Genomic DNA, 19,262 nt, shown 5'->3' with positions numbered 1-19,262 from the left:
GTCTTAATCATTCCTCAGCGTTTCGTATAAGTGGCCTCGCATAGCTAATCGGTTACCAATAAATACCCAAAGCCAGGCACTCGCAAGAACAATTAGGAAGATAGCCAGGCTCCATACAACAAGAGCCGAATAGAGCGCCGAAAGCAAGCTCGGCAGAGCCGAGAGCAAGGCCGGAATTAATCCTAAAATAAGCGATAACAAAACAAGCAACAGGTTAGTCCACAAGATCATTTCCCGAATGGTCTGCTTCCGGAAACCGGTAGCTTCCAGTAAAGCCAACTGCGAGCGACTTTCATAAATACTCCGGAAAATGATGATGCCAAGCCCGATGGTTCCGATCAACAAGCCCAAGGCACCTAACATCAAAAAGATATTCAGGTAGGTGTTTTCAATTTGATAGAAAAGCAGCAAGCGCTCTTTGGCTGGCGTAATTTCCAATCCATAATTTCGAAAAGCCGAGCGCAGTCTCTCCTCTTCATTCGTTGATGCATCAATTAAAAACACTTTTGAACCACTCACGGATGGAAAGTTGGTGTAAAACAAGCTATCGGCAATGAGAATATTCCCCTGAAACACAGAGTTCGCCAATCCTCCAACCAATTTCAACACGATGGATTCTCCGGCTTCATTCTGGTACACCAGCGTGTCGCCAACCGATTTCCCTAAGCCCCATTTAATGACAGTTTGATCTGCCACCGCTGGGATCTGTCCGTTGGGTAGCGGTTCTTTCAGACTCAACCAAGGATGATCCGCATCCAAATATTCCGATTCTGCCACAAAAGTAAACGCTTGTCGCTGATCGAATTTCGTGACATCGAAGCCCAAAACGCGTGGCCGCTTCACCCTATTGAGATTTAGGCAACTGGCATCGTCACCCGCCAAGGCCTGCAGTTGGACAAATGCTGCTGAAGAATCTTCCAGCCCCAATTCAAAACGACCTTCCGGCGAATTCAAATCATAAAGAACCGGGAAACTCGTCTGAGCAAAATAGGCATATCCTCCTGTTCCTGATGACGGCTGATCGGCATTTCGCGTCAAATCCTTTCGATTCAATCCGGTAGAAAGAACCAAAAATACGCCAACCGACAGAAAGCTAATAATGAGTATATTTCGACGGCGATCTGCTAAAATCAGTTTGAAGGAATAATATTTTAATGAAAGTTGATTCGCGGACCGATTTTCTTTCCAAACAAAAAAGTAGTTGACCAATAAAATTAAACCTGGCATCAGCCCAAAACCACTTGTAAAAAAGATTTCGGCGTTCAACTCATCACCTATTCCTTGCCAAAGCATCAACACAAAAGAACCAGCGACCAAGCCAATGCCAATCCACAAAGACTTTTTGCCCGTTTTCGCTTTTTTCGATTGTGTCTGTTGCATGGCAATAATATGCTGACCCGCATATTTTTTCAGTATGAACCAGACGGTCACCAGACTAATGACCGCAACAATCAAAATAGTTTGAATAACAGCCATTGGCGTGATGTGAATATGCAAAATGGACGTTCGCACAATGTCGCGCCAAATGGTATGAATGGCCTCCATTATCAGACTATTGTAGGCCAGCCCAATAGGCAATCCAAACACAATGCCCAGCAGAACAAGCAAGACCGATTCGGCAAAAAAGAGCTTTTGAATTTTAGAAGGCGAAAAACCCAACGCATGCAAGGTGCCGATTTCTGCCCGTCGAAAGTTCAGGTATAATTTAAACATGAGATAAGCCAACAGCAAAGCTGCCAAAAGCACAAAAAAGCTTAAGCCGATAAAGAGGCCTCCAAAATCAGTTCCCTGATTAGCGGCCTGCAAACCCGATGCTTTTGCATCTTTCACTTGAAAACCCACATCCTGCGGTTGTAATTCAGTTAAAATCCGCTTGGTAAAATCGGCAGCATGCAAGCCACTCATCCGAACAGCAGTTGAAGCACCAAACCGGTTAGCCCAGAGTTTTTGTGCCGTTTTCAGATTCACAAACGCTTTGGGTGTTCCTTTATAGTCGTTCCAATAGTCTTCATCTTTGGACCGGATTTCCGATAAATCGACCGGCACTCCGGTTTCCCAATCGCTGCAATGGCCGGCATCCGACAAGCCAGGAATATCCGGCATCAGCATAACATCGGCCCATTGCCCTTCCATTTTAACAATCTCTGACACACGAAACCAAGCCGACTTTTCGTCCAGCTGACGCAATGGTCCAACTTCGAAATACGAAATCAAGATTGAGTCACCTACATCTGCTTTTAGATCATCTGCCAACCAGTAATTGATCATGATTTCCTGATCGCCTAATTCCAACTGTTCAGCTGGCAAACCAGCTACAAAAGAGTATGGCGTGAGTTGATCGGCAAGTTCAAATTGGTTGACGAAATAAGAAAACACCGGATAGGTTTTCGGGTTCTCGAGCAAGCGGTCAGCAACGGAAGGTTCTATAAACACTCGGTCCGAAGTCAGTTCAGTGTAATCCAACTCCGCATTCTCCCGGATCGAAAGGTTCAGATCTTCCAGCTTCCATTTTTCTGAAATCCGTTCATATAAGCTTGCTTCATTCAATCCAGAGCCACTCACCAGCAAGATATTGGCTTTGTCGTCCAATTCTATTTGCCGATTGAGAAAATCGAGGGAAAGAAAAATATTTTTAGGTGCCGACTGAATATTCTGCAGGTTGAAATTGCCGGTTTGCGCCTGACTCGCGATCGCTTTTACTTTTACCCGAAACGAAATTGTATTTTCATCTGCTGAAACAAAAGGCGTATTGGCCGGAAAGGTACTTAGCTTATTGACACGAAGCAACAACTCCTCTCCCACTTTTGCCCCTAGAACCTCTGCCAGCGATTCGTTTATAACCGCTTCATTTTTAGTCAAAGCATACAAGCTATTGGTTCCGGCAAACGCATTAAAACCTGCCGGTATTCCCCATACCTGCAATTGGTTTGCGCGTGCCTGTCCGCCATTCAACACGGCCATGCCATTAGCAAATAGCAGTGGTGTGGATTCTATTTCTTCGGAAGAAATATCCTGTGCCATTTCTGCTCGAAAGAGCCGTTCTCCGCCAGTTATCACCCAATCAGTTTGCCCCAGACGCTGCAAAGTAATTTGCTGCAAGCTGTAGGATACAGAATCGCCAATGATGAAAGCTCCCAGCAAAATGGCTACACTGAGTGCCACCCCGAGCACAATCGTCAGATTCAATTTCCAATAGTGAAGCAATGATTTTAGGGCGTAACGAAATCCATTCATGACTTAGCCAGTTGTAGTTTTCCGTTTTCGAGTTGGTAAATCTTATCCATTTTTGAAGCCAGATTCATGGAGTGCGTCACCACAATCAGGCTGGTCTTTTCTTCTTTGTTAAGTTCCAAAAGCAGATCAGCCAATTGATCTGACGAATGCTGATCCAGTGCTCCAGTAGGTTCGTCGGCCAATAATATTTTAGGTCGGTTGATCAATGCCCTGGCAACGGCCGTTCGCTGACATTCTCCGCCAGAGAGCTCTCCAGGCTTTTGAGTCTTCAATTCGCCGATTCCTAGTTTTTGACTCAACGCGTCTGCACGTTGAAGACTTGGCTCATCCACCCTCTTTTGCTGCGCGATGACGGGAAGCAATATATTTTCAACCAGACTGAGCTGAGACAGCAAATGGTGCATTTGAAAAACAAAGCCGATGGAATGGTTGCGAAACTCGGCCAGTTGCTGTTCATTTTTACTGAACACCGACTCGCCATCCAGCAACACATCACCACTATCGGGACGATCGAGTGCGCCTAACATGTTGAGCAAAGTGGTTTTTCCCGAGCCAGACGGCCCAACAATGGCAACACTTTCACCATCATTTACAGAAAGGCTCAGCTCATCCAAAATGACACGTTTTTTGCCCGATCCGGATTGAAAACTTTTAGTTAGTGACTTGATTTCAAGCATGAGTTTGTGAGTTATGAGTTTCGAGCTGTCAGTTATGATTAGAAAAACAACTCAATCGAGATATTCCTTTTTTGCTGCGACGTTCCGATAAATTTCGACCAACTTTTCCGCTTGTTTGTGGATGTCGAAATGGGCCTTGACACCTTCCAGGCCTTTGGTGCTTAACGCTGTTAATCTCTCTTTATCCAGAATAATGCTTTTCCAAGCCTTGGCGAGTTTCTTTGCACTGTTGGGATGATAAATCAAGCCACCTTCCGACAAGCCAACCACTTCGGGGAAAGCCCCTAGTTCGGGCTGAACAAGCGGGATTCCGGAAGCCAGCGCTTCCAGCTGGTATAAACCAAATGCTTCGCCATTCAATACCGGAACAGTTAATAAAGCCACGGTGTCGAAGAAATTCTGTCGCGAAGGATTTTCAAACTCTTCAACCCACAAGACTTCATTTTCAAGTTTAGCTTCTGCTATTTTTTTCTTTTGTTGTTTGATATAGCTCACATCGTCATTAGTTTTCCCACCGGTAATCTTCAGTTTCACTGCGTGGTAAGTTTCATCTTCTTTTAAATGAATAAAGGCATCGACCAAAATACCCAAGCCATTTTCTTCGCACATGCGCGAGATAAAACCAATTACCGGCTCCTTGTTTTCAACAGATTTGATGGGATAATCGACCGAATCCACCCCAATATGATTGATAAACAACTGATCCGGACGAATGTGCATTCGTTTTTTCATTTCCTTAGCGTAAAAGTCGCTGACAGACACAAAAGCATCGACCTCACGTCCACGTTCTTCCATCAATTGCCAAACCTCTTCACGATGCTGATCGCTCATCACATCTACCCATACATCTTCGTCTTGTAGCGAGCACACCACCGGAATATTCATTTCCTGCTTAATGCGGCGCGCCAATCCCAGCAGCAGTGCATTCGACAAGTGAACCACGTCCGGCTTTGCCTCATCGCGCAACCATTCCACCAAGCGCTCCAGCTCCCCTTTCTGCAAACCGTCCTCGCCCAGCAACATCGAAACGGTCATCTCTTCCAGCCCCTTGGCACGGGTCGATCCGGCATTTTGAGCCGCCAAATGCAAGATGGATTTTGAGTTCAGCATTTTATCTACAAAAGTGGGGAGGTGCCGGAAAAGCGGAAAGCGCTGTTTCAGGTAAATGTCTACCGCCCCATAAAAAACAGGCACTTCATTTAAATCATGCGCATCTTCAAATAAAGGCAGATAGAGCGGCACCTTTACCACTTCCTGACCTAAATCCTGCAAGGCTTTCATGTATTTGCTGTCGCGAAGACAATTTCCGCAGTAAAAACTGCCCCCTGATCCTGGAATGATATGTGCGATTTTCATGATTTATAGCTTTTATTTTGAAGTCATTTCAAACACGTTCCAGATTCTGTTTTTTCTGGCATTAGTCGTGGATCTAATTCAGAGTAACACTCATTTTATCGGCGGATTATCATTTTTCGCCCAAAATATAAATCCTTCCGTCATTGGCACCGATGATGATTTTTCCTTGATAAAACGCCGGCGAACTCACCATCTGACTTCCTATTTCGTAACTCCAAAGCTCTTCTCCGGTTTTCAAGGCATGCATGAATAGCATGCCGTCCATCGTGGCAGTAACAACCTTGCTACCGACGATTACCGACGACGAGTTGATCCGGTTGGATAAACGCTTTGTCCAGACTAATTTACCATCTTTTCGTTGAAAACAATACAACTGACGGTCTTCATTTCCTAAAACAATGTAGTTGCCCGAAACCGCCGGAGAGGCAATAAACGGCAAATTCTTTTCCGGATCATCGTAAGTCCAGCTAACGTTTCCTTTGTCTAAATCAATGGCAAAAAAGCGTCCTTCATAATCGCCAACATAGGCTTCATGCCCCACAATGGCTGGCGATGAAGCAACATACGTCGACAACTCAATCTTTTTTGCGACTTGCCCTGTTTCAAGGTTGACCAAATGTAAAAAGCCATCGCAACCACCAAATACAACCTTGTTTCCATACAAGGCCGGTGCCCCGTTGATGAAATTGTCTGACTCATATTTCCAAAGGTTTCGACCATCTCTCAAATCAACTCCATGCAGGAAGTAATCGTAGCTTCCAACAGCCACCACCGTTTGTTCCGCTCCTTGGTGCCAGTTGGCCGAACCGATGATTTGGTTGTCGGTTTTGTATTTCCACACCAGCTCGCCGTCAGCTTGATTCAAACAAAAAAGCCAACCATCAAGCGAGCCAAAAATGACTTTCCCGTCCAGTAAAATGGCTGGGGCCTCAATGGCATTCTCGGCTTGAAACTTCCATTTCAGTTCCCCTCTCAGGTTGAAGGCATAAAAATATCCATCTGTTGATCCGCAATACGCCACGCCGTCTTTTACAACCGGCGAAGCTTTAATATCATCTTCCGTTTGAAATGAAGCCAGCAGTTGAAGTTGGCTCGGCAAGTCAGCCGAAACAGAAGCCGTCAACTGCTGACTCCCTCTAAATATAGGCCATTCGCTTTGTGCAAGCAGACTCTCCGTTAGAATTAATAGGGCAACAAATAGTCTATACTTCATAGTTTTTTATCTTTCAACCGCTGCATTCGCTGTGGTTCATTTTTCGAGTTTTCCGGCCTTTCATACAAATCCCAAAACCTTTTCGGGATGTTAGGCTTCTTATATTTGTTCTTCAGTATTCGTTTTTGCCAGTGCGCCGGTAGGGCATTTTTCGGCTACCAAGGCAGCCGTTTTTTCTAAGGCCTTCTCTACCGATTCTGAAAATGGCACACCTACTTTGACATCGAAACCACGGCCAATAAATGAAAAGCCAAAGGTTTCCTGATATTGCTGTGTAATACGTACACAGATACCACACTTGATACACTTAGCGGATTCGTAAACTATATTTTGCGGAGCAAATTCCTTTTGAACAACAAAACGTTCATCGTATTGAAAACGTTTTTGTTCGGCACCATAACGATCTGAAAGTTCGCGCAGCTTGCAGCTTTCCGGATTTCGGCAGTCGCAGTGCAGGCAGCGTTTGGCTTCAGCAACTGCTTCTTCCTTCGTGAAACCTATCGCTTTTCCTCTGTTGGCTTGCCAGCGTTTTTCATCTACCGATTCTTTCAGGTATTCATCAAATTCCGGTTTGCTCAGCTTCCCAAATTTAGAATTAAACCGGCTGGGGTAGCCTTTTAGCTCTTTGGTTTCAAACCATTCGTTCAGCACCCAGGCCAGCTCCTTGCCCTGCCCAACCGAACGAACGGCCAGCTTGGAGGGGCGCAAAGTATTGCCAATGGCAAATACCTTTTTCATGGATGTTTGGTAAGTCGTTTTATCAACCTGGATCCCAGTTTTGGATTGCTCCAATTCCAATTGCTGAAGCATCTCCGGGTTTGCACCAACCGCCAAAACCACCGCATCATAAGCTTGCTGAAGCTTTTCAAGTTCAGGCTTTCCAACTTCAGAATTGTAGTTTATTTGAATATCTGAATTCAGAATGGCGGTCAATTCAGCCTCCATTACTTTGGCAGGCAGAATTTCCTCTTCAATTTGAAGCAAATCGCCACCAGCTTTTTCTTTCTTTTCAGAAATTACAACCTGATGCCCTGCTTTATTCAGATATAAAGCAGCAGCCAGTCCAGCAGGCCCGGCACCAATAATCGCTACTTTCCTGCCCGTTTTTGGCTCCTGCTGAATCGGAACAACTTCTTTGTCCAATTCCTGATCGGCAGCAAAGCCTTTCAGCAGACAAATGGAAACCGGCTCATCCAACTGCTTGCGGCGGCAACCCGCCTCGCACGGTGCTGGACAGATTCGCCCGAGAATGGAGGGCAAGGCAATGTCGCGTTTCACCACTTCAATGGCTTTCGCATGGCTGCCTGCTGCAATCAACCGATTCATCAGCGGAATATTCATATGTGCTGGACAAATCAGTTGGCAAGGCGCTTCGCAGTCACCCACGTGCTCACTCAGCAACAGTTCCAGCGACGCTTTGCGCGATTCGCGGCACTCGGCATCGTCTGTAATAATTTCCATTCCCTCCATGGCTGGCATGGAGCACGAAGCCATTAACCGACCATTGCGTACATCCTTTACCAGACAAACCATGCAGGATGTAAAGTGTCCTGTTCCTTCCAGATGGCACATCGTTGGAATATCGATATGCAACAAACGAGCCGCTTCCAAAAGCGTGGTGCCTTCCGGAACTTCCAGGGGGTGATTATTTATTTTTAGTTTAACCATACGGTTTGTATTGAATTCAGTCAATAAGCAAAGAGCTACTTGATCAATTTTCGAATTACCGGATAAAGATTTTCAGCCATGCGCTTAAATCCGAGATCAGTCAAGTGCACGCCATCAACAGTGGCTTCCTGATCATCACCAATCAAATCATCCGCTTTTTGATAATAAATATTCCGATCGCCTTTAGCTTTTTGCTCCTTATAAATTCGGGTTAAAGTTTCATTTTTATCCTGAAGCAGGGAATATACCAACTGGTCGAAATACCTGTGTGGAAAAAGAATTGTTTCGACAAGCAAGATCGGCGTTTCCGGATTTTTCTCCCGTACAATTTCAATGAACCGGGCATATTTCTCCTTCATCTGCGCTACCGATACATTGGGCAAACAATCAATCACAAAGCATGAAGCATCGATTGTAGCCATCGCTTCAGCCACTTCCAGATCAAGCTGACCATTTCCGCTGAACCCCAAATTAATAATTTCCGTATTCATCATGCGCGACAAGATGTTAGGGTACGCCATGCCCGCACGCGAGGCACATCCACCTTGAGTAATGCTGGTTCCATAAAAAACAACCGATTTCCCTTTTTTAGGTGAATCTACCTGTGCCTGCTCAATAGCCGCCATTGTCTCAACGCCAATCTCAAGCTTTTTCAATCCATCGTAGAGTGGCAGGTAAAGCATGTATTCATTCATCTCTCCAGCCATATTCTGAATGATCATTGCAGTTGTTTTCTTGCCGGTTGGACGCGCAGAGTTAACAAACTGCCAGTGCCCATCTTTCAAACAATACAAATCCAGGCCTTTGATGCCGGTCATGGTAAAGTGGTTCATAAACACGTCACCAGTAACCTCCCAACGAGCAGCTATTGCTGATGAATTAGTTCGGAAGCGGATAGCCAGTCCACTGCAGTTTTGTGACAGTGACCATACTGGCGGGCGGGTTTCTCCTTCCAGGCTTACAGGTAGCCGCGAATAACGACTTGGCGTATCTTCAAAACCTTTTCCTATTAATTGAAACGCATCCGCGTCTAAAAAACTCAAGCTATCCAGGCTTGTTGTTGTTCCAAAAGATGTCACCGACATAATCAACATCACAAATACCATCAATTTTTTCATTCTATATTTTCTATTACTGAAGTTAATTTATTTCACATCAACCGCATCAACCGGGCAAACCTGACGACAAGCATCGCATTTGATGCAAAGATCCATGTTTACCGAATGCTTTTTGTGGGGCTCAAACTTAATTGCTTCCACCGGACATTTTTGCGCACACTTGGTACAACCAATACATTCATCGTTGATCGAATAGCTGATCATTTCCGTACATTTTCCTGCCGGACAACGACCGTTGATGTGCGCTTCATATTCTTCGTGAAAATACTGCAAGGTGGTAATAATCGGGTTGGGAGCCGATTTTCCAAGGTTGCACAAGCTACCTTTCTTGGTCCAATCAGCCAGATATTTCAGCTCTTCCAAATCTTTGTTGTTCCCTTTTCCTGAAGTGATTCTATTTAAAATATCCAGCATACGCTTGGTTCCCACACGACAAAAGGTACATTTACCGCACGATTCTTCCTGAGTAAACGACAGAAAATAACAGGCAATATCGACCATACAATCGTCTTCGTCCAGCACCACCAGTCCACCCGATCCCATCATGGCTCCCACTTCAATCAGCGATTGGTAGTCAATCGGCGTATCGTAAAGCGAAGCTGGAATACAACCACCCGAAGGACCTCCTACCTGTACGGCTTTGAATTTCTTCCCATTTTGCACACCTCCGCCAATTTCTTCCACAATCTGTCGGATCGTGATCCCCATGGGCACCTCAATCAATCCGCCACGATTCACCTTCCCAGTCAGCGAGAATACTTTCGTCCCTTTAGAATTCTCCGTTCCAATTTCATTAAAATGATCCTTACCCTTTCGGATGATGTAAGACACCTGTGCAAAAGTTTCCGTATTGTTGATCAGCGTAGGCTGCCCCCACAAGCCTTTTTGTGCGGGAAACGGCGGACGAATGGTTGGGAAGCCACGATTTCCTTCGATAGAAGCCATCAATGCGGTTTCTTCGCCACAGACAAATGCGCCGGCTCCTTCATAAATCTGAATATCAAAACTAAATCCGGAACCGAGGATATTTTCTCCCACCAGATTTCGCTCCCGGCAGTTAATCAGTGCTTGCCGAATCCGGGTTACCGCCAGCGGGTATTCCGCCCGAATATAAAAATAACCATCCGTTGCCTGCACAGCGTACGCTGCAATCAGCATTCCCTCAATCACTCGATAAGGGTACGATTCCAGCAACATACGATCCATAAAAGCTCCGGGGTCTCCTTCATCGCCATTGCAAATCAAGTATTTCTTTTCACCTTGCTCTTTGGCTACTAACTCCCATTTCAGACCGGTTAGAAAACCAGCTCCACCGCGTCCGCGCAAGCCGCTGTCTTTTACTGTTTGGATGATCTCCTGCCGGTTCATTTGAAGCACCTTCTTCAGAGCCTCAAACCCGCCATGACTATGATATTCATCCATATCCAGCGGATTGATTACCCCGCGATGTTCCGTGGCAATCGGCAACTGGCGATCCAAAAAGCTGGACACCATCTCATCACGCACATCGATAGCATAACGATCCACGCCTCCCCAGACTTCATCCGTTTGTATTCTCTCCATTAGGTTATAAGCTTTATTTCGAACTCGCCCAATAATACTTTTCGATTTAAAATGGGTATTGACAATATCGGCTATTTCATTGGGTTTAACTTTGGCATAGAGCTTACTTTGCTTGTTCTCGTCAATCACTTCAACCAACGGAACCTGGTGACACATACCCACGCACCCCACATTTTTCAGTTGCAGGTTGATGCCAGTGCCCTCAATCGTCCGCTCAATTTCTTTTTTAACATCTTCGCTACCACTGGCCACGCAACAAGAGCCTAGTCCAATTCGAATCTCTCCCTGAAACTCGCGCCCATCGGCATGCCGAAACTTGCTTTTATTGCCCACTTTACCAACCTGGCTCTCAAAATCATGAACAACCGAGGCGACTTTATCGGTCGTAACATGCCCGTAAGTCACATCGTCCACCTGAACGACCGGAGCCAAGGTACAACAGCCTAGACATGATACTTTTTCCAAAGTGTATTTTCCTTCGGCATCTGTCTCTTCCTTGCCACTCAGTTTGAAATGACGCCTAAAGGCATCGTACACTTGCATCGCTCCTTTCACGTGGCAAGCTGTTCCGACACATACTTTAATCATATGCTGACCAGCAGGCTGCATTCGAAACTGCGAATAAAAGCTGGCCACACCCGTAATATTTTCTGGGGTGATCTGTGTCGTTTCGCAAACATATTTCAAAGCTTCTTCCGGCAGGTAGTTAAATTCATCCTGAATGGCCTGTAAAATCGGGATCAACGCTCTTTTCGTGTTCCCTTTTTGCTGCACTATTTCGTCAACCTGATGACTAATATGTTGAGTTTCTTCTGTCATTTCAATCTATTTTCCAATACAATACAGCTGGTCGAAACCACGCAAGTACATTTTACCATTCGCAAATACCGGTGAACAAACCGATTTTTCTCCCAGCGACGATTGGGCCACCAACTGGAACTCCTTACCCAGTTTAATCACATGTAAGTTACCTCCCATGTCCAACACATACACCTTTCCGTCGGCATAAACCGGCGACGCATAAACGCCATCGCCATATTCCTGCTCCCAATATTTAGTACCGTCTTTGGCATCGTAGCATGCCACCACACCATAACTGGTAGCGATGATCAAAAAGCCATCGACGGCCAATGGGCTTGCTACTTCCGGCAAATATTCGCTGTCTTCCCAAAGCACTTCAGCTGTTTCCCCCAGTTTGATGGCTGCCAGTGTAGCATACTCGTTCGCAGCATAAACCACGCCATTGGCATAGCCGACCGATGGACCAACTTCGCCCATCATAACATCCATTTTCCAAAGCTCCTTGCCCGTTTCCGGATCATAGCCGGCAACCAAAGGTTCGCCTGTCAGAATCACCTGCTCTTTGCCATTCACATCAGCCAGCACCGGCGATGCCCAGGAAATGCGCACATCACGCTCCGTTTCCCATTGGGTGCTTCCATCAGCTGTCGCTAAAGCCATCACTCTGGCGCCGCGGTTCGTATCGTATTGTATGATTAGTTTGTCTTTAGAAATAATAAGCGAGGACGAATGTCCGTAATGGTTATCGGGTACCCCCAGGTTTGAGGCCCACAAACGCTTTCCGGAGAAATCGAGTGCCAGTATATCACCCGTACCAAAAAGGGCAAAAACCGCCGCCCCATTGGTTGCCATGGTTGGAGCTGCCAATCCAGTGTCTTCTGTCACTTTGGGCATTTTGGCTGGTGAGCCGGGAATCTGATCAGCTTTGGCTTGCCACAAAAGCTCACCTGTTGATGCCTGGTAGCAATACACTTCCCGCGAATTATTGTCTGCCCCTGAAACAAATAGTTTATCATTCCACACAATCGGCGAATTGTAACCGTGCTTAGGGATTTTCACTTTCCAAAGTACATTTTCTCCCGAAGCAACATCAAACTTTTCAGGCGTGCTTGTTTTGAAGGCGATGCCATCGCCTTGCGGTCCTCTAAAAAACGGATAATTCTCCCGCCATTGCTCCTTACTCGGAATAGCGGCATTGACTTTGACCGGAGCCTTAACCAGCTCTGCTTTTGGTTCTTCTACTTTCTCAGTCACTGGTGCCGACTCCTTGATCACCTCGGCAGCTTGCTGCTCTTGGGTTTCAACTTTTTCCTGACTTGTATTGTCAACCGCCACTTCTAAAGTCGTTTCAGCAACAGGCAGCACTTCAATCACTTCAACATCGGATGCTGATTGGTTTTCTGCAACTATAGCCGGCTCATAGCTATCCAAAACATTATTCGACAAAAAGCCGGCCCCTAAAGCCACTACAAACAGAGTCATTCCGGAATAAACGAGCCATTTTCGGGCCAGTTGTTTATCCAGAAAAGCATCCTTTTCAATGCTTTCCATTTCTTCTAAGCCTGGGCGAAGCGATTTCAGGTAGCGAATAGCCAGCACAAAAATCAATACGCCAAAAATCAACAAATATGCTCCGGTTCGGATTTGCCACTGGCTGGTGAAATAGGCCTTCCGAATCATCAAATCGAGGGAGCGGATGTTTTCTTTCAGCAGCTCATCATTCGGATTGTCGTGTAGCCGCTCAACCAATGATTGTAAAGCCGGGCTTTCCAGCGGATTAACCGATTTAAGTTGCAAATAATTTACAATCAGCATCACGCTAACAATCAAACTAAGCAGGGCGGCAAACCAGGCAATGCCTGTAGCCAGGCTCGTTTTATCTTTTAGGGTCAGGTTCATCTTTTTCATTTTATTTCTTCACCGGACAATAATCCATACATCGTCCGCAGCTTAAACAATTCGTTTTATCTGGCTCATAATCGTTTCGGGTTCTGTGCGATGCCAGCTTCAGCAAGGTAAGGCCCACCACCAGTCCCATGAAGCCTCCCAGCATCCAGCCTCCCCAATAAAACTGACTCCGAATTTCTTTGGCTTCAATCACTAACTGATCCATTGATTTTCCGGATTGCATAAATGCACGAGCATCAATGTGTTCTGTATCTTGCTTCAGTTCAGGGTTCGCAACCAATTGCTCGGACAAGTATACAGTTTTGTTGAATTTGCCCAACGGTACATGCAACATGGAGCCAGCCAATCCGCCAATACCAATCCACAGCGGAATGAAAAACAAGTAAGTCATCAAGCGTTGTACATTCGAGCGCCGACTCCCCTGCTCTTCTACCGGCTCATCAATAGCCCCAAACGGACACGAGTTGGCACACAGCTTACATTGAATGCAATTGCTTGGCGTAATTTTCATGTGTTTGGTTGAGAAGGCAGACATCCAGCCCAACAACACACCGTAGGGGCAAAAGAAGCGGCAATACGGTCGTGCAACAAAAATGCCGACCAGTAGAAACAAACCGCCCAACAAGAGCATCTGGAATTCAGCATCGAAGCGGAACAAGCCTACAAACGGATCATAACGACAAATCAGAAATTCAGATTTGGTAGCCGCATATAAAACGGCTAAAGCCAGGTATAGGTAAGGAATCATTCCCAATATTTTTTGCAGCCATTTGGGTATTTCAATGGGACGAAACGCCACCAAATCCTGAATAGCACCCAAGGGACAAACTCCGGCGCAAAAAGTCCTTCCGTAGAAAAGAGTTACCACCAGCGGAATAACGAAAAAAGCCAGCGCTGAAAATGGCAAAACATAGGTGGGATCGAACAGCGCTAAAGTAATATTCTGAATAGCTCCGATAGCACAAATACAGCCCTCGCGAAAAAAACCAAAATAAAGCAAGGCAAATACGGAAGTCCACATCACCCCTTGCCGCGAACGCTTTTTCACCACAAACCAGGTGACAACCACCAAGGTTGAGATTAAAACAAAAATGTCCAGGTATTCCAAAAACAAGGCACGTGGAGCAGCCTGCGAGGTAAACGGTTGCACGTAGCCGGTTTCAAATTCGGGCTTTGGAAATCGCTGTTGCGCCCATACGGGCAAGCTGACCAGAAAAGCAGAGAGGGTAAAAAGTATTTTAGAGATTCGGTTCATTGGTTTTTATGTTTTAGGCAGGGTTGGACGATTCTGTTTCTTGCGAGAAATCGCCCTTTATTTTATAGGGACTACTTGCCGGCACGCGCTCAAAGGCATCAGCGGGACAAACGCGTGCAATGGAGCATTCGTTGCAATTTACACACAAATCATGGCGAACCTGCAAGTGCAGCGATCCGTTACCAAAAGAGGTACAACCTTCCACACACTTGGCACACCCAATGCACAAATCCTCGTCAATTTCATATTCAAAATAGGGATCTTCGACAAACTTTCGCTTGATGGCCGCCGTAGGACACAGTTGGTTCTCTGCCGCAGTTGACCGAGCATTCGCATCAGGCTTGAGGTAGCCACCACACAAATCGCAATAACCACACAGCTCGTAAGCATGCACACATTTCACTGCCGAGGGTGTTACCACACAATAGTCGGCACAACGCCCACAGTACACACACTTAAACGGGTCGAGCTGCCAAACGTAGTCATCGGCGCTAACTTTAAGGGCAGCAAATCCGGCCACACCTGCCAGCGATGCGCCCAAAGTCAGTCGCATCCCTTTCTGGATGAACTCGCGCCGATTCGGTTTTTTATCTTGTTTCCTATCGCTCATCGTTTCTGCTTTGTTTCGCTTTATCAAAATCACATCCACGGTATAAAGAGCAAGATTTGCACACGCCGTCGGCAGAACAGGTAAAGTCCACTTTGTTTCGCTTAACCAAAAACAGCGATCCGCCAACAATACCAGTTAAGACACCCAGGCGTAAACTCTTATTTATAAACTCTTTTCGATTCATTCCTTGTTTTCTTTAGGTTGAAAGAAACGCACTTGTTTGCGGCTGAAATCCAATAAGATCACGCGCCCCCAATCATCGACACAAACATCCGGGGCTGGTGAATTTTCGTCAAACTGATTGGGAGCAGCCACCACACCTACATATTCGCCATGCTGATCGTAAACTTTTACCCGTACGATTCCTTTTTCGCTGGTAACAAACCGGTCTTCAGTCATCATGGCCATATGTGCCGGATTGCAACACCCGCTAAAACCTTCGGTTTGAACCGATGAAGAGGTCCACGAGCTCCGCATGGAGCCATCAGCATTGAAGTTCTCCAGACTATGCCGTCCCGGATCAACCGCCCACAGGTAGCCTTCTTCATTCAGGTCGATATCGAAATACGGGCTTGGAATGATGAATCCGGGTACTGCTTTTTGCTCATTTTTAGCCCCAACTTCCTGAATCAGTTCACCTGTTGGTGAACATTGGTAAACAAGTCGGTTTCCGGCGTCAGCCACATACACATATTGGGGTGAAACTGCCAGCGAGGTAATCACAGATCGAGCGCCGTAAGCCGGCCATCGCTGAATTTCCTGACCGTCCATATCCAGGCAAATGACCTGATTTTTCAAGGCCAGCCAAACCTGGTCTTCCACCGCGATGGCTGTTGGCACAGCATCCAACTGTACTTCGCGTAGTAGTTGTCCCTGCTCATTCAGAAGGATTAGGCTGCTGTCTGCTACCACATAAATAACACCATTTTTATGGTCAATTCCTTTGGGCTCATTAACCTTAAGCTGCAATACTTTTTGTTCCTTGTAAATAATTTCAGAAGAATCAACAACAGTGTATTCACTGACATCAAAGGCATAGGGATTCTCAATGTGCTTGCCACTGCGGTTCACCACAAAATCGCGGGCAATGATAACCGCAATGGCTACTGCCATCAACACTAAAATCAAATTAACCAGCTTTTTGTATTTCATGTGTCCTTCGTTGTTTCAATTACCAAATTCTCCAACTTTCCATTATTTGCTGATATCCAGGCAAACCATCGTTTTTGAATCACGCATCAATAGGCGCCCGTCGGCAATAGCCAATGGCCCCCAGGCATCGTGCCCATCCAGTATCTTTTTTTGTGCCAATTGGATGTATCTGTTCGTATCCGGTTTGATCATTGTTAAGGTGCCATCATCATCCAAAATGTACATTTTATCATCTGCAATGATATAGGGGCCCAAACCAAAACGGGCCTCCTTTCCGGACGTCCAAACCATCGTCTGCACATCATCCGGATGTACGCAAACCAACTGGTTCCGGTTAGCACCACCATCCTTAGGCAAAATGCCAAACAGGAGCCCCTTCCAGAAAATGGGTGTTTGTTGTTCGCAAGCCAATCCTTCTTTTGGTTTATACTCTGTCAGCACTTCAACAGCAAATCCTTCTCCTTCCGGCACCAGTTGAATCATCATGCTACCGGCCCCGTAACCCGCCGTTAGAAAAACACGTCCATCGTCGAAGATAACCGGCGAAGGGGCCACCACTGAATGGTTCCAGGCATTGGATTGCCACAGCACTTCGCCCTCGTTTTCCCCATCCGCAGCAATACCACAAACGCCACCATCGGCACTATACACATACATTTTGCGTCCGTTGAAATTCATTGGAAGAATAGACGAGTGTGACATTTTCCATTGCATGGTGTTGGGACGTTCCCACAAAATCTCGCCCGAATGAATATCGACCGCCATCATGATCGTGCTTCCACCCGGTGCTAAAATTACCTTGTCGCCATCCACCAACGGGCACTGTGCGGTGTACCACTGCGGAATTTCAGTTCCATAGTTTTTTACTATATCCAGTCCCCATACCAAGTCGCCTGATTCGCGTTCCACACACATCACATGGCAACGCGGACCAATTGAGACCACATAATCTTCGGTAACTGTTGGAACCGTACGCGACATACCATGATTTCGCTTGACATGCACACCATACGACCGACGCCAGACTTCCTGCCCATCGACCAGCAAAAAGCAGCGCAAAGCATCTTCGCGTGTTTCTTCATCGTAATCGAGCAAATACACCTCACCTTTGTATATCGCAGGCCCGGCGTGCCCTTCGCCCAGTTCTACCGACCACAGAACTTCAGGTTCATCTGCAGCCCAGCTATCTTTCAGATTTTGTTTTTCTGAAACAATATTATCAAAATTGTTACCCCGGAAGCGAGGCCAGGTCCCCTCCATTTCCGGAGCCTCATGGTCAAACAAATTAAAGTTTTCACCAATTCGAATGATTTCCTGCACCAAGTTTCCTTCTTGCCTATTGTCGGCACCCGGCAAACTCGCCTGAAAATCATCCGTTGGGTCTTTCGATAGCCAAAAGCCAAAAGCCAAAAGCCCAATAAGCACCACTAAGCCAACTACTGAATTTATAAGAATTCTCTTCACACTAAGCCTTTATATTATACACCATCAACACATCGCCATGCCTCAGGAAAAGTTTGCCATCAGAAATGTATGGGTGCGCCCAGTGCGGACCTGCCCCCTTTTCAATTTTGAATGAACTGATAACCTCGAAGCCAGCAGGATCGGGTTTCACCAAAGCTACGTTTCCTCGCTGCTCTTCGTAGATATAGAACAGACCGTCAGCGTAAATCAGTGCTCCTTTGGTATTCCATGTCTCATCGTAAACAATTTCACCCGTTTCCCAATTTTTACAGAGCCAGTTTCCCTTGCGGTTATTTTCCCAGTTCGATCCGTAAATGTAACCGTCCAGCTCAATCATTCCGTGGTGATGATTATCAAAAACCGTATCGGTATACACCTCTTCAAAGGCCGTAGCATCGCCATTTACTTTCAGCATTTTGGCAGGATAATCATACCCCATCGACAGGAATATTTCATCGTCTTTGCACAGCGGCACATTTGTCCAGATCAGTCCGGGTTGATCCGACCACTTGTCATGTTCATAATATTGATAGGTCATTTTCACCTCGCCATTTGCCGGGTTTAGCGCAATGAGGTGTGTAGCCGTAACTGCCAATACATATTGCTGCCCGTTGTAGTTGCAAGTTGTAGCCGAAGCATAAGCCCGCTGTCCGCCAACACTTTTTGTTTTCCAAATTTCTTCGCCAGTTAGCTTGTCAAAAGCAACGACTGAAGTTTCCTGTCCACCAGGTGTGCAAATCACTTTATTATCTACTATCAAGGGTGATTCGGAAACGCCCCAGATGTGCCATTCCGCCTTATAGTCGCGATCCACATTCACTTTCCAGTTAATGGCTCCGGTTTCTGCATTTAGACAAACCAATTCGCCAATTCCGCTGATGATATAAATCCGGTCGTCTTCAATGGTTGGTGTGCTTCGGGTGTCCGGAAACGACTTCTTCCAGGATTCACCATAAGCGACCTGCCATTTCTGATTACCTTCATAGTCGAAGCAGCTCAAGTAGTCCAGCGTGTCAATCATGCCGGACGCATAGATGTATTCTCCATTTGTAATAACCGAAGAATAGCCTTTACCAATGCCTTCGATTTCCAACAAAAGCTCAGGTCCGGCTTCTGGCCACTGTTTTAATAAACCGGTTTCGGAAAATTTACCATCGCGATTGGGGCCACGAAACTGATAAACTTGTGCATTGACAAACACACTTAAGCACAGCACCAGTTGGAGGATCAGTATTTTTTTCAT

Annotated in this window: 14 protein-coding genes; all 14 read right to left on the bottom strand. The window is 46.1% G+C overall.

All coding sequences use genetic code 11. From position 1 onward, the window contains the following. Window positions 1-3: 3 nt before the first annotated feature. On the bottom strand, window positions 4-3,234 hold the full coding sequence (locus tag ACUNWA_RS09225; protein WP_445591610.1) for an FtsX-like permease family protein: 3,231 nt from the start codon (window positions 3,232-3,234) through the stop codon (window positions 4-6). Then, window positions 3,231-3,911 carry an ABC transporter ATP-binding protein gene (locus ACUNWA_RS09220; protein WP_445591609.1) on the bottom strand — a complete coding sequence of 227 codons (681 nt, stop codon included), beginning with the start codon at window positions 3,909-3,911 and terminating at the stop codon, window positions 3,231-3,233. The genes ACUNWA_RS09225 and ACUNWA_RS09220 overlap by 4 nt, the downstream gene beginning before the upstream one ends. Window positions 3,912-3,962: 51 nt before the next feature. Further along, window positions 3,963-5,267: a glycosyltransferase family 4 protein gene (locus ACUNWA_RS09215; RefSeq protein ID WP_445591608.1), complete on the bottom strand. Its 1,305-nt coding sequence runs from the start codon at window positions 5,265-5,267 to the stop codon at window positions 3,963-3,965. Window positions 5,268-5,376: 109 nt separating this feature from the next. Next, complete coding sequence (locus tag ACUNWA_RS09210; RefSeq protein ID WP_445591607.1) at window positions 5,377-6,480, bottom strand: outer membrane protein assembly factor BamB family protein; 1,104 nt, start codon at window positions 6,478-6,480, stop codon at window positions 5,377-5,379. A 99-nt stretch (window positions 6,481-6,579) separates the two neighbouring features. Continuing rightward, a complete protein-coding gene (locus ACUNWA_RS09205; protein WP_445591606.1) occupies window positions 6,580-8,148 on the bottom strand; it encodes an FAD-dependent oxidoreductase in 1,569 nt (522 codons plus the stop codon). A 35-nt stretch (window positions 8,149-8,183) separates the two neighbouring features. Then, entirely contained in the window at window positions 8,184-9,266 is a 1,083-nt protein-coding gene (locus tag ACUNWA_RS09200) for an SGNH/GDSL hydrolase family protein (RefSeq protein WP_445591605.1), read from the bottom strand. Between the two features lie 27 nt (window positions 9,267-9,293). Further along, window positions 9,294-11,648, bottom strand: a complete 2,355-nt coding sequence (locus tag ACUNWA_RS09195) for an NAD(P)H-dependent oxidoreductase subunit E (RefSeq protein WP_445591604.1) — start codon at window positions 11,646-11,648, stop codon at window positions 9,294-9,296. A 6-nt stretch (window positions 11,649-11,654) separates the two neighbouring features. Next, window positions 11,655-13,529 (bottom strand): outer membrane protein assembly factor BamB family protein, encoded by a 1,875-nt coding sequence (locus ACUNWA_RS09190; protein ID WP_445591603.1) that lies wholly within the window; start codon window positions 13,527-13,529, stop codon window positions 11,655-11,657. A gap of 10 nt (window positions 13,530-13,539) precedes the next feature. Further along, a complete protein-coding gene (locus ACUNWA_RS09185; RefSeq protein WP_445591602.1) occupies window positions 13,540-14,793 on the bottom strand; it encodes a 4Fe-4S binding protein in 1,254 nt (417 codons plus the stop codon). A 13-nt stretch (window positions 14,794-14,806) separates the two neighbouring features. Further along, window positions 14,807-15,403: a hypothetical protein gene (locus tag ACUNWA_RS09180; RefSeq protein ID WP_445591601.1), complete on the bottom strand. Its 597-nt coding sequence runs from the start codon at window positions 15,401-15,403 to the stop codon at window positions 14,807-14,809. Continuing rightward, window positions 15,393-15,587: a hypothetical protein gene (locus ACUNWA_RS09175; RefSeq protein WP_445591600.1), complete on the bottom strand. Its 195-nt coding sequence runs from the start codon at window positions 15,585-15,587 to the stop codon at window positions 15,393-15,395. Before ACUNWA_RS09175 ends, ACUNWA_RS09180 begins: the two co-directional genes overlap by 11 nt. Next, entirely contained in the window at window positions 15,584-16,555 is a 972-nt protein-coding gene (locus ACUNWA_RS09170) for a hypothetical protein (RefSeq protein ID WP_445591599.1), read from the bottom strand. The genes ACUNWA_RS09175 and ACUNWA_RS09170 overlap by 4 nt, the downstream gene beginning before the upstream one ends. A gap of 42 nt (window positions 16,556-16,597) precedes the next feature. Then, a complete protein-coding gene (locus ACUNWA_RS09165) occupies window positions 16,598-18,019 on the bottom strand; it encodes an outer membrane protein assembly factor BamB family protein (protein ID WP_445591598.1) in 1,422 nt (473 codons plus the stop codon). 1 nt (window position 18,020) lies between these two features. Beyond that, window positions 18,021-19,262, bottom strand: a complete 1,242-nt coding sequence (locus ACUNWA_RS09160; RefSeq protein ID WP_445591597.1) for an outer membrane protein assembly factor BamB family protein — start codon at window positions 19,260-19,262, stop codon at window positions 18,021-18,023.

Source organism: Sunxiuqinia sp. sy24 (assembly GCF_052677165.1).
This window is presented reverse-complemented; position numbering and strand designations above follow the sequence as displayed.

Bases quoted from the DNA above. Each gene is read 5' to 3' on its own strand.
- ACUNWA_RS09185 (WP_445591602.1), bottom strand. From the start codon at position 14,793: ATGAACCGAATCTCTAAAATACTTTTTACCCTCTCTGCTTTTCTGGTC.
- ACUNWA_RS09225 (WP_445591610.1), bottom strand. From the start codon at position 3,234: ATGAATGGATTTCGTTACGCCCTAAAATCATTGCTTCACTATTGGAAA.
- ACUNWA_RS09175 (WP_445591600.1), bottom strand. From the start codon at position 15,587: ATGAATCGAAAAGAGTTTATAAATAAGAGTTTACGCCTGGGTGTCTTA.
- ACUNWA_RS09170 (WP_445591599.1), bottom strand. From the start codon at position 16,555: ATGAAATACAAAAAGCTGGTTAATTTGATTTTAGTGTTGATGGCAGTA.
- ACUNWA_RS09220 (WP_445591609.1), bottom strand. From the start codon at position 3,911: ATGCTTGAAATCAAGTCACTAACTAAAAGTTTTCAATCCGGATCGGGC.
- ACUNWA_RS09210 (WP_445591607.1), bottom strand. From the start codon at position 6,480: ATGAAGTATAGACTATTTGTTGCCCTATTAATTCTAACGGAGAGTCTG.
- ACUNWA_RS09200 (WP_445591605.1), bottom strand. From the start codon at position 9,266: ATGAAAAAATTGATGGTATTTGTGATGTTGATTATGTCGGTGACATCT.
- ACUNWA_RS09195 (WP_445591604.1), bottom strand. From the start codon at position 11,648: ATGACAGAAGAAACTCAACATATTAGTCATCAGGTTGACGAAATAGTG.
- ACUNWA_RS09180 (WP_445591601.1), bottom strand. From the start codon at position 15,403: ATGAGCGATAGGAAACAAGATAAAAAACCGAATCGGCGCGAGTTCATC.
- ACUNWA_RS09215 (WP_445591608.1), bottom strand. From the start codon at position 5,267: ATGAAAATCGCACATATCATTCCAGGATCAGGGGGCAGTTTTTACTGC.
- ACUNWA_RS09190 (WP_445591603.1), bottom strand. From the start codon at position 13,529: ATGAACCTGACCCTAAAAGATAAAACGAGCCTGGCTACAGGCATTGCC.
- ACUNWA_RS09160 (WP_445591597.1), bottom strand. From the start codon at position 19,262: ATGAAAAAAATACTGATCCTCCAACTGGTGCTGTGCTTAAGTGTGTTT.
- ACUNWA_RS09205 (WP_445591606.1), bottom strand. From the start codon at position 8,148: ATGGTTAAACTAAAAATAAATAATCACCCCCTGGAAGTTCCGGAAGGC.